Origin of the sequence: Pseudomonas lyxosi (assembly GCF_047758685.1) — a bacterium.
Taxonomy (GTDB): Bacteria; Pseudomonadota; Gammaproteobacteria; order Pseudomonadales; family Pseudomonadaceae; genus Aquipseudomonas; species Aquipseudomonas lyxosi.
In genome coordinates, this window is record NZ_CP180481.1 from 4,770,894 (window position 1) to 4,783,096 (window position 12,203).

6 protein-coding genes are annotated in these 12,203 nt (G+C 53.6%); 3 read left to right on the forward strand and 3 right to left on the reverse strand.

What is annotated here, in order from left to right; translation table 11 throughout:
• Positions 1-533 precede the first annotated feature (533 nt).
• Positions 534-1,496, reverse strand: coding sequence for a site-specific integrase (locus ACMXYI_RS21965; protein WP_415769046.1), 963 nt, complete (start codon positions 1,494-1,496; stop codon positions 534-536).
• 180 nt (positions 1,497-1,676) lie between these two features.
• Here ACMXYI_RS21965 and ACMXYI_RS21970 point away from each other — a divergent pair, with 180 nt between their 5' ends.
• The 3 genes from ACMXYI_RS21970 to ACMXYI_RS21980 all read left to right on the forward strand — a co-directional run bounded on the left by ACMXYI_RS21970 (position 1,677) and on the right by ACMXYI_RS21980 (position 6,810).
• Positions 1,677-2,666: a DNA-binding protein gene (locus tag ACMXYI_RS21970; RefSeq protein WP_415769047.1), complete on the forward strand. Its 990-nt coding sequence runs from the start codon at positions 1,677-1,679 to the stop codon at positions 2,664-2,666.
• Positions 2,667-3,109: 443 nt separating this feature from the next.
• Positions 3,110-5,014, forward strand: coding sequence for an ATP-dependent nuclease (locus ACMXYI_RS21975; protein WP_415769048.1), 1,905 nt, complete (start codon positions 3,110-3,112; stop codon positions 5,012-5,014).
• Positions 5,014-6,810 carry a UvrD-helicase domain-containing protein gene (locus ACMXYI_RS21980; RefSeq protein ID WP_415769049.1) on the forward strand — a complete coding sequence of 599 codons (1,797 nt, stop codon included), beginning with the start codon at positions 5,014-5,016 and terminating at the stop codon, positions 6,808-6,810. Before ACMXYI_RS21975 ends, ACMXYI_RS21980 begins: the two co-directional genes overlap by 1 nt.
• A 624-nt stretch (positions 6,811-7,434) precedes the next feature.
• Here the strand turns inward: ACMXYI_RS21980 and ACMXYI_RS21985 are convergent.
• Together ACMXYI_RS21985 and ACMXYI_RS21990 are read right to left on the reverse strand one after the other, a co-directional pair.
• Positions 7,435-10,374: a DEAD/DEAH box helicase gene (locus ACMXYI_RS21985; RefSeq protein WP_415769050.1), complete on the reverse strand. Its 2,940-nt coding sequence runs from the start codon at positions 10,372-10,374 to the stop codon at positions 7,435-7,437.
• Between the two features lie 227 nt (positions 10,375-10,601).
• Positions 10,602-11,830 (reverse strand): IS3 family transposase gene (locus ACMXYI_RS21990; RefSeq protein ID WP_415769051.1). Its coding sequence is split into 2 segments (ribosomal slippage): positions 10,602-11,575 and positions 11,575-11,830, totalling 1,230 coding nucleotides; the frame shifts between segments, so codons are not numbered across the junction.
• Positions 11,831-12,203: the final 373 nt, after the last annotated feature.

Below are 12,203 nucleotides of genomic sequence, written 5' to 3' on the forward strand. Positions count from 1 at the left end.
ACAACACCGGAAACCCAAAGCTGCTCAAGCGGTGTCGTTTCCAGCAACGTCATCCGAAAAGTGTTACCACCGGAGTGGCCAGGTCGCTCACTGAAGGCCGAGGTATTGAACTGCCGAAGCCGCTTAGCGAGAGTCTGGCCAGTCGTCTCACCGATGTAGATGATGAAGTCATTATTTACACGATAGTTGTCAGGTTTGTGCTTACTTCGAACTATAAAAAAAACGCCAGGGAGGTGTTTATCCGACAGGTCGCTACGGTTCGACCATGGGTGCCAATCACAAAAACCTACTTCATCTTGCAGAGAAATTATTTGCCCCTTTTCAGTGTGACGAAATGCCGAAGCTCTAACCGTGCCGCTATGACCTTGTCCTGAATCTCCATAGGGTCAATGGACATGCCACCGCCTGCAGTGACGGCGAGGGTCTTGAGGTTGTTGACCGCCTTGATAAAGGCTTTATCTCTGGTTTCTCCCGATCCGAACGTTCATCAGTAAACCATGCCATAGCGTTATTTCTTCCTTTCTATCCTGCCTTCAAATTCTGTAGCTTATGGTGCATCTACTTGCGCCATTGGGGGGGCGAGCGGCCAGCCCTGCAAATGAACCTCCAGCATCGACATAACGCAGTGCTGACTTCACATCTTTCCACCCCACATAGGTCATTAGTGACTTGATGTCCCAACCGTTCGCTGAAGCCCAAGTCGCGAATCCACGGCGCATGGAGTGAGAGCTATAGAGTTCTGCCGAGACACCTGCTTGCTTGAAGATGCGACGAAGCATGGGTATCAGACTGTTGGTGTTAATGCCCTCCTCAGCAAGGTTACCCCAGCGGTCGACTTTCCTAAATACAGGCCCATGCGCAATACCGGCCACGGTGATCCAGTTGATGTAAGCCTGCACAGGGCAAAGCTTCTTGAGAGCAGGGGTGTGGAACGTGGCGCCCAGATGCTGTCGGTCACCTTTCGTGTGCGGCAGATAAAAGGTGATGCCAGCGCCAGCATCTGCTTGGGTGTGTTCGACTTGGAGACGTGCGAGCTCATCACCCCGAAAGCCGCGCCAGAATCCGATCAACACCAAGGCGATGTCACGTCGATGCTTCATCACGTTTCTATAGTCACCACGCTCAGCCGCCAGGGCCGCTTCGCGCTCAAGCCAGCCCACTGCTTGTTCCAGGTGAAGTAGAAGGAGAGGGGCGGCCTGTTTCTCCTGGGCCGGGTGCAATGTCCGAATGCCCTTGATCATCTGCTTAACGGTGGGTGTTTTCGTCGGATCTGGAAATCCCTGCGTGATGTGCCACTGAGCCAATGCGGCCAGGCGCTGCTTCAGGGTGTTGATAGCGTGCTTGTCCGCGTACTCGGCGAGGTAGCGCACGATGCCATCTCCGGTCGCCGGCAGAAACCCACCCCATGTCACTTCAAAGTGCTCCACCGCGGCACGGTAGCTTCGCCGGGTGTTTTCCCGGGTGCCGGCCTGCAGGTAACGATCAGCCTTGTTCATCTCGACCCTTCTGCGTGAAACATACCTTTTCCGGCGACGGAAAAAGCCAAAATCAGCTCTATGATGCGATAACGCTCGATTATTTTATCAGAGAAAATGTCTTTTATAGGCCTTCATTTTCTCTTAAAATAGTATGTAGATACGTGGTATGTAAAACAGTACGAAATCGTAGGAGCAAAAATGGCCCGTGGCGGTGTAAACAAGGCAATTGTGCAGAAAGCCCGTGAGGCGCTGCTGGCCCGTGGGGAGAACCCGAGCATCGACGCGGTGCGGGTTGAACTGGGAAATACGGGATCAAAAACCACGATTCACCGATATCTCAGAGAGCTGGAGGTGCATGAGCCTCGCCCTGAATCGTCGCGCGAGCAGCTGAGTAACGAGCTCACCGCGTTGGTGGGACGGCTGTTGGAGCGGGTGATGGAGGAGGGCGGCGACTACGTCGAGCAGGCACAGGCCCAATTCAACCACGACAAGGCCACACTGGAGGCAAAGCTCGAAGTCAGCCAGTTAGCGCTGGCCACCTTGCAACGAGAGTTTGATATTCAGCACGTTGCCTTGGAGACCGAGTCTGCTGAGTTACAGACCAGCCGCAGCAGTCTGCAAACCGAACTGACGCACAATGCTCGCCTGAGCCAGAACTGCAGTGATCTGGAGCTGCGCGTACAGGAGAAGGATGAGTACATCCGCTCGCTGGAGGAAAAGCATGTCCATGCAAGAGATGCACTGGAGCACTACCGAAACTCGATCAAGGAGCAGCGTGAGCAGGAGCAGCGCCGGCACGAGGGGCAACTGCAGCAGGTTCAGGTAGAGCTGCGCCAACTTCAGCAGACGATGATCATTAAGCAGGACGAACTCACTCGGTTGAACCGCGATAACGAGCGGCTGCTGGGCGAATCTCGTCATCAGGCAAAAACGAACGCCGGCCAGGAAGACGCGATGCAGCGGTTGGCTGGAGAAATCAATGGATTGAAAACGACCGTTGCCAAGGCGGAAGGAGCCAAGGAAATGCTGCAGGAGCAGGTTGTTCTATTGCGGGAGGAAGGCAAGCGGCTTGAAAGGGAGTTGGAGGTGGCCAATGCGCAGGTTGCCGAGGCCAAAGGGCAACTGGCCGAGTCTTCTACTGAGGTCGCTCGATTGCTGCAGAACATTAGTGAAGCTAGTGCTACCTGATTGACCGGGTCTCAGCCCATTGCACAAAACCGTGCTCGACCCACTGAATCACTGAGCCGAAACCAGTTACCCCCCCCATAGGAGAGATTTAAATGTCCGCCACAAACACCGTTCACAGTAGCTCTCTAGAAGGTCGACTGGCTCTGAAATACGCCCATGAGCGTCTTGCTGAGATGCTTGTCTTGGGCAGTGCTTCAGCACCGGTTAAGCAGATTTCACATCTGACGGCTCCAGTTGAGCGGCGGGATTTCCCACGCGAGGTAGCGCAGGCAAGCTTGCCATCACGTCACTCATGGGTGCTAACTGCAGCACCGTCGCACACATTGGTAGGCAGCGTAACCAATACACGGGTTTGAAAACTACACTAATCCGAGCCATCACCTTCAGCCACGACTGATGAGCTTGCGCTCGACGCTGAGAAAAATCACGAAGAAAGGACTCTCATGTATCTGCGTGCATTGGACATCAATGGTTTCAAGTGTTTTGGCGAACTGTTTACCATAGAGTTTCACGACGGCCTAAATGTCTTGGTGGGCGAAAACGGGGCCGGCAAAACAGGGATAGTCAGCGCGATACGTCAGCTCTTCAACGACTCGGAGTCCGGTAAGCGGATCATCAGTGAGCGTGATTTCTACAGGGGGTTTGAGGCTGGTGCTGTTGCATCCGAGCAAATCCGGATTCAGGCTACGTTCTCAGGCCTGGACGAAAAAGATGTCATTGCCTTTGACGATTGGTGCGGAAATCACGATGAAGCGAAACTGACCTTCACGGCGCTCAACCAGGAGTCGCGTGGCCGGTTTAAGCACCACACGTACGGTGGCCACGAGTACACCAAGGCATTTGAAACCGAGACGCTCGACTACATTCATTGCGTTTATCTACCACCGCTACGCGACGCCGAAACGAAGCTGCGGGAAGGACGCCAGTCTCGACTTGCACGCTTGTTGAAAGCTTTGTGCCGCAAGGATCTCGAAGCCGCTAGAAAAGCAGGTAAGCCGCACCCGCTGGAGCAACACGTGGGTGACTTCAACCGCGAGCTTTCCGAAAGCGATGAGTTTGCCATCAAACTGGCCAACCAACGGATTGGCGACAACCTGAAAGCAGCACTGGGCCTAAATCTGTCTCAGGGCACCATGATCCAGTTTTCCGAGGTCAGTTTCTCGCGCATTGTAGAGGGACTACGGCTTCTGTATTTTCCCGATCTCACAAAAGCCGACGCTACCCAATTTCGGTCGCTGGAGGAAAATAGCCTCGGGTACAACAACCTCCTGTACATCGCTTCAATCCTGGCAGAGCTCATTCTTGAAGCTGATGAGGATCGAGGCGAGGAGACTTATCTACGCTTGTTGCTGATCGAGGAGCCGGAGGCACACCTTCACCCACAGCTTCAGCTACGCCTGCTGCGGCATTTGAAAACGGTCGCTGAGGAGCGGGGTATACAGGTAATCATCACGACTCACTCGACGGTGATCTCCGCTGCAGTGTCCATAGATCACATCATTCACCTTTCCAATGAGGGTAAGCCAACAGCAGTGCCGCTCAGGAACGCAGGGCTTCCCGAGCAAAGTCGGCGCTTTGTGGATCGTTGGCTGGATGTCACCAAGTCAAATCTGTTGTTTTCCAAAGGAGCAATCCTGGTCGAAGGCATCGCTGAAGCGATCGTTGTGCCGGAGCTTGCTCGGATTGTCCTGCGTCCGTATGGCAAGGGAAAGGACTGCCTAGACGATTACGGCGTATCGGTCATCAACCTGGGCGGAATCTACTTCAAACACTTCATGCAGTTGTTCTGTGATGTGAATGGCGAGCAGCCTGGCGAAAATGTGCCTGTAAGGTGCGCGGGCCTGACCGACAATGACCCACCAAAATCCATCGAGACAATTGTGGATGCAGAGGGCAAGGTGGTTGCCGTACCGTTCCGCCCCCACGCCGATGACCACCGTGCCGGCAACAACCCGGCATTGGCACTGATGGACACCATCAACCAATCGCAATTTGCTCGTCTGTTCGCTGGCACTTATAAAACATTCGAGTACGACATCGCATTGGAGGGCGAAAACCTGAAACCAATGCTGACCGTTGCGGCCAGGCTCTGGCCAGTGCCCGACGGCCTGGTGGTCAGGGGGCTTGAGAAAAACGCAAAGTTGGATTTTAAAGCCATGAGCTCTGCCGATAAGGCAGTGCTTGCCGGCGCCTTGTTAGATCGTCTCGACTCCGATGAGATCGGCAAAGGGATGTACGCGCAAGGTTTCGCGGATGCGCTGGAGAAGCTTGAAGGCGATTTCGTGGTGCCGGAGTACATTCACCTGGCCATCCTCTGGGCCTGCGGCCTGGAGGAAAGGGTACCGTAATGGCAGCGATCGCCGAAGGACAGGAACCGGTGGTTGCCGGTAACAAGAGATTCACGCGAGAGCAGCTGGATTACATCGCAGCACCGCTAGACCGACATGTTTACCTTAAGGCCTGCCCGGGTAGCGGTAAGACCGAGGTGGTTGCCGCCATGGTGTCTAAAACCGTCCGGGAATGGTCTCGCGTCCCTTCGGGTATCGCGGTATTAACGTTTTCCAACAGTGCGACGGAAGAGCTCAGGGGTAGGGTGCACAAATACCTGGGTGAGCCCATCGGCCTACCGCATTGCATTTCCACCTTCGACAGCTTCGTGCTCACACGGTTGGTAGCGAACATAGCCAGTGAACTTACCGGCTATCCAGGCAAGGATGGTGACTTCCGTATCCGAATCCTGGAAAAGACCGCCGACATATATCGCACCCGAAACAGCATTTGCGACCGTTGGATATCCGCCTGCAAATACAACTATGACGTGGAAACGGCTAGGTTTGTATTTTCAACAGGTGAGCGCGGTCTCGACAACCAGTTGAACGCCGCAGCAATCAATAAAGATACCCTTGAAGACCTTGTTGGCACCAAGAGAAGACTCTGGCGAGGAGGCTTTGGCACCTTCGGTGACATCGACATGCTTGCGTTGATGGCGCTCAGGGAGCAGAAATTTAAGGCTTACTTTTCACGCGTTGCGCGCAGATTCCCTTTAGTCATTGTGGACGAATGCCAGGATCTCTCCGCTGAGCAGCTGCGGATCGTGGAAAAGCTCAGCGAATTTGGAGTGACGTTCCACTTTGTAGGCGATCTGAACCAGTCGATTTATGGTTTTCGCAAGTCAAACCCGGCTAACGTCAACGTGCTGATGGAGAAGCTTAAAGTCCAGCCATACGAACTGAGCGCGAACTGGCGAAGCGGGCAGGCCATCGTTGACCTCTGTAGCAATATCCTCGGAGCCGGGCGGGTCACGGGCAATCCAGAAATTGCTTCCGTGCAACCGAAGATCCTCGAATATGAGCATTGTCCCTCTGAACTGCTACCCGCGATTCGAGCGATTACCCAGGGGTACACAAAGGTAGTGCTGGTTGCGCGAGGCCATACAACTCTTCAACGTTTACGCAACGGAGCGACCTTCGAAGGCGTTGAGCTGCTGGCGGTCGCATGCATCGGCGCTGGCTCAGGTAACTTGAAGGACATCAAAGAACGTCTTAGGACATTTGCCAAATGGCTGGCAGGGAAACTGGAGCTTCAAGTCACCAAGGCAGGGCCCTATTGCCCCGTTGCGATGGAGTCAAAATTGGCGTGGCGCAAGTTCATCCATGAGAGTCTCAAATTCATGGTCTCCAATGGCGCGGGCAACCCGGATCAGAGCTGGTCGGCCTGGGTACGGGCCGCGAAGCTCGCACTCCGTCAGCTCCCAGATCAGGCATTCATTCCCGCTGAGATACGAGAAGACCTGGAGGGTCTTAGAGGTCTGAACCTCGTGGCCCGAAAAGGGCAGGGCAACAAGCCAGTGTCAGTGCGGCTTGTGAGTCAGGAGATTCAGGACGGCCAGCCAGATACATTACGCTATGAGACTATTCACCAAGTAAAGGGCGAAACTCACGATGTGACGGTCGTCGTTTCCTCCCTGAAATCCGGAAAATACCACTCACATTGGCAAGACTGGCTACGCGATCGTGAATCGGAGGCGACGCGGTTTGCCTACGTTGCGAGTTCAAGGCCGCAGCATATGTTGATCTGGGCGGTCAAAAAGTTAAAAGCTGAAGACCGACCAGTGCTGGCCCAGCTGGGCTTCGAGCTGCCGTGAATCACGCATCCGTGATGCCGGTCTAGTCTGGAAAAGCGTGATGATTTCTGGGAATCAGGTGGTTAACCGAGCCAGGTATTCTTGAATTAAGTCGTGTGCTACGACGATACTCACAAGCTGCTACGTCAATTTTTCAATGACCCGTATCCTATTCCTAACCCCCGTTTGAATTTCAGCCGTTCGTGACCCCGGTAGGGCATTAGGTGCTATCAGGGCAGTTTTAAGGTGAGCCAAGATGAGTGCAAAACAAATTCCATCTCTCAATCTGTATACCCATTATGGAAAATGGCTGCCGTTTTCCTTGAGTGTCGAAGACCTCATGAAATTGAGAGTTCTCCTGCTCCTTCGATCGACAGAGACGATCCGATTAGGTAGCGACCTCTTCCACCTAGAAAAAGGCCAACTTTCCTTCGGAAGTGAACGTAAACCATCTGACTTTGATATCGATGGAGCCTGGAGAGATCATCGAGTTGATCGACGAATGTCTTGCTTCGGCCTAACCGACGAAGATGGCCGTCTTAGGACGAGGTTATCATCGTCCTGGCTGCACCGCGGGGAATGCCGATCGAGCCGTGACATCACTGTCCTTGAGTCTCACGACATCGCACGTTGATTGGCCCAATCTTACGGGCTGACGATGACTTTGACGTCCGAACCCGAGATGCTTTTGATGTAGGAGTAACTCGTTCCAAGCACTGCAAGCTGCGCTTCGGAAATCTTTTTCGCCGAGATGGCTGGCTGGACAATTACAAACTTGAATACCAGCTCGTGGTCGTGGCACTTGTTGCGCAGTATCTCAAGCTGCTGGGGGGTGCCCTTGAGGATTCGATCGAAATTTCCACTGAGCGATTTCTGATAGCGATCCATCAACCGGTCGAAAAACTTCTCACCTGTATACAGCCACTTCACAGATCTCGATGCCTGGCCGCACACCTCATAAACATCATCCACTCGGGCACCGGGTGCTGCTACTCCCTTGGTCTGAGAGCAGTACTTACAGTGGTAGAGGTCGATGTAAATGACACCTTTATTTTCGCGAATCGCCACGAGATCTGCGATTTCACCCTTGCCGTCGTCGTTGAAGACGATAGCGTAATCATCTGCGATTTTGCCGTAGGTGAAACCTTGCACAGTGTCCCGGTTCTTTTCAGCACCCATCGACTCTTGGTGTATCTTCGTCGTGCCCCAGTCCCACGCTTGAAGCAGCGCTACGGGTAGCTTGACGTCCAGACTGTTGGGCGAATAGTAACGGTAGTTCCCTTCGACCATCGAGCCGTCCACACCCAGCAGCACGAGCGCGTTGTCATCCAGATAATCTTCTAGCCGCTTTTCTTCAGAGAAAATGATTTTCATCCCTGGGCAGGAGGTCTTGTACGTATCTTTCAGTAGCTTGATCGCGATTGAAGTAATCAGCCGCTCACTACCGTCGACCTCGGAGGTGTACACGGGAATGCTCAGGGTCAACTCGTCTTCGCGCGTGGGTTTACCCAGTTGCACATCAAGAAGGTTGAATACCTCTCCTTCGAAATACAGTGCAATTTTCTGCTCGTTCTCAATCGCGATTGACTCTGGCCAGTCGGCGAAAAATAATCCGCCGGGCCAGCTCCCCTCAATTTTTTCCGCACGCATCACGTTATTCAGCACGTCACCGGAATTGATCGTGTCGTCGTTGAGCTTTTTCGAGATGTGTTTACACCACTCAATCCAATAATTGATCGGCGACGAATTCATCTCCCAGATCTTGCCCTTGTGCGAGCATCCGACCGTCGTCCGCTTCCCCAGCTCAAAACCGGTGGCAAAGATGTTCGACTTTTTGGCGTTGCCCTTTTCGATCTCATCGATAACAGAATTGATATCACGACCCACATGCATGGTGAACCTGAGATCCTTTCGAGCCCGGGACAGGCCCACATTCTGCAGCTTCATGAGCTTGATATCGTGAAGCGTGCGGAACGTAGGTTCGCCACTAATGCGCCGTGCATCTTTGGCAATGAGGTTCAGAAAGCGCGTCGCTTGCGAGTCATCGCCCGAGGAGTGGATGAATAGGGTCTTATCTGCAGTGTTGTAGTACGCCAGGTACAAAATCCAGTTGGTGTCGACGATTTCCTCTGTCAGCGCCCACCCAACTGTCGTCTCTCGGCGGGTCACCAAAATGATGGTGTCCGATTCTTCACTCACCGAGAAGTATTGGAGTTTCTCCCTTCGGTGAGTGATGTTGCGCGCCCGTTCCGGCGTCCACTGTTCGAGGTTGACATGATAAGCAACTGCGCTGATCTTCGGATTAGGATTAAGTCCAAAGATTTCTTCTGCGTCATCGTCATCAGAAAATTGGTCGGTAAAAGCCTCTTTTTCAATCTCTCGATTGACCTTCTCGTGGCTGACATCCCGAATGATGGATCCCCAGTCAGCACTCTCTTTATAGAGCGCAGCCATTTGGTGGTCGGTCTTTTGGTTGGCGATATTGGCGACGAATTTGGCGTCACCCAGTGAATCATCAACCCTGGTCAACCTACCAATAAACTGAAGCGTGACAGCAGGGCTTCGATGCTGGTCATGGATCGCGGCAATTTTAAGCTCAGGCAGATCGAAGCCTTCGCCCAACATGTCCACGCACACGATGATTCGGTATTTCTTCTGGACGATCTCGCTGAGGACTTTGGCTTGGTTCGGTACCTTGCTGTGTATCAGGATGGGCGACAGGTCACCGTACTGCTTGTAGATTTTATACAGCGCTTCTGCACGCTTTTGCGATTTCGTCCGCACCATCATAAGGTGGTCGTAGCCTGCCTTGATGTCGGCCCTCAATAGCTCTACAGCTTTGTCCGCAATAGCTTGGTCGGCAAGATCCAGGTTGTATTCCCTGACAGGGTGGAACTCGATGGCTTTGAAATAGCCGTCGTTCTGAGCATCCTTGAGCGGGTAATTGTAGATAATTCTCCCCTCCAAAACCTGGGTGTCCTCACGGAACGGAGTCGCTGTAAATTGGACGCACGGCTTGCCCTTGAACGCGGTCTTGACCCTATTCCAAGTAAGCGCGGCGACGTGGTGAGCCTCGTCGATGACCAAGTGGCTGCACATTCCGGCTAACGCTTGGATCGCGCCCTCATTAAACCGCTGCAGAGCTTGGGGGGTGGCAACAATGATGTTTGCATCGGCAAGCAGTAGGACTTCTTCCGTTGACATCCCAGAGCCGATGGTCCTGACGACAGGATTTAGCGCGACCGTTGATACCGCGCCAATCTCTCGTAGTTTCTTCAGATCCATACACTTATTGGCAAGCTGAGTTCTAAGCGCATCCGACGGTACCAAAATGAGGGTTCTAGCCAGGCGCCCCGCGATGATCAGGGCAAGCATTGTGTCCGTCTTACCGGTACCGGTCGGCATCACGACGGTTGCTGTGGAGGAGGGGTCAACCACGAGATGCCCAAGGGTTGCATACAATGCGGCCACTTGAGGTTTGCGCATCCCTGGCGTTCCGGTCGACGGAACAGCCAAGTTGAAATTGAAAAGATGGTCTTGCCAGCTTTGGAATACTTCCAGATGGTTTTCTACAGCCTCGTCCATGGCGGTTTACCTAATGCGGTGGGAAAGCGGGTTCCTGAGGGGCAATATGATATCACGCCATTTGGCGATCTTTTTGGCTGGCTGGCTAGCTGTCTGACTGACTGACTGACTGACTGACTGACTGACAGGCTAGCTGGTTGGCCGTGGTGGCGGGGCTAGGCCGTAGGAGCGGCTGAATTCGTTGGAGACACGAGCAAGTAGAGTACCGGGCGCTGTGGTAAGCCTATCTACACTCTGTAACTTGTTTTTCTCTTGCTTATCGCCGGACGAGCGTGAGTTTTATCATCCTGTAGTGGTCTAATCCCGGACACGACGTTAAGTTTTTCCTCGGCCCGAGCTGGCGCCAGCCCACCGTTGAATTGGTGAGGCCGAATCCGGTTGTACCGATGCATCAAAAAATGGCTGATGTCGCGCTGTGCTTCCTGCGCAGTTCTGTAGCCTAAGGTCGGTATCCATTCAGTTTTCAAACTCCGGAACACTCGCTCCATCGGTGCATTGTCCCAGCAATTTCCCCGGCGACTCATGCTCTGGCGTATGCGGTATCGCCACAACCGCTGGCGAAACAACCGGCTTGCATATTGGGACCCTTGATCCGAGTGGAACAGCAGATCCGAAGGCCTGCCACGCTGCTCGTAGGCCATATCCAGGGCTCGGATCACGAGTTCGGCGTCCGGTTTTTCCGACAGTGCCCAGCCCACTATCCGGCGCGTGCAGAGATCCAGAACGACAGCCAAGTAATGCCACTTTCCTTGTGCCCAAATATAGGTGATGTCACCGCACCAGACCTGATTGGGGGCTGGCACATCAAACTCACGGTTCAAGGTATTCGGGATATCAAGTCTTTCTACTGTCGCTCGTTTATAGGCATGTGAGCCGGGTTGTTTACTGACTAAATCAAGCTCACGCATCAAACTGCGCACTTTGAATCGACCGAGTTGCTCACCATCTTCACGCATCAGTGACAGGATGCTGCGACTGCCCGCAGCGCTGCGACTTTGCGAGAACAGCTCACTGACCCGGCTACGCAACCGAAGCCGTTCAACATCGGGAGTGCGGCGCCGCAGGCGCTGGGCGTAGTAGCACGAGCGGGTGACTTCAAACACCTTACACAGCCAATCAACCGGCTCATGGGCACTCAACTGATCAATCAGCGCAAACGCTCGTGATCTTCCGACATCAAGAGCGCGGTAGCCTTTTTTAGTATGGATTTTTCTCGCTCAAGCCGAGCGATCCGGGCTTCCAGTTCCTGAATTTTCTGCTGCTCTGGGGTCAGCGCCTTGCTCTGCGGAGTGACGCCTTGGCGCTCTTTCTGAACCTGGTCAACCCAGCGGCGCAGCGCTGACTCACCAATGCCGAGTGAGCGGCTGGCTTCGATGTAGCTGTAGTTTTGCTTGAGCACGAGGTCAGCAGCCTCGCGTTTGAATTCAGCAGTAAAGGAGCGGCGTTGTTTGGTCATCTGACACCTCGATCTGGCGAGTATTCTCGCCTAAATGGGTGTCCGGTTTCATTAGACCACTACACAACACCCGCTCAAACTGTAGAAGGCAGCACCTGATGAGGCATGCTGGTCGAGGCATCGAATTAGCTCGTGGTAAGCTGACTAGGGGCGCTCAGGCAATTCGGAGACTACGGGATTTAGCTCTGTAGATTGGCTGGCCAACCAAGACGTCGCGTAGGGGCAGTTAGAAGAATGCGATGCATCTCATTGATTGGGCAGGGTTACGGGAAATAGATCTGAACCTCCAGTTTTTAGGTACCGTCAACAAGCGGGCTCGTTTTTTTTGCAAAAAGGGGGCATTCAATACTGATCGCTTTTGACCCGGCCTGTG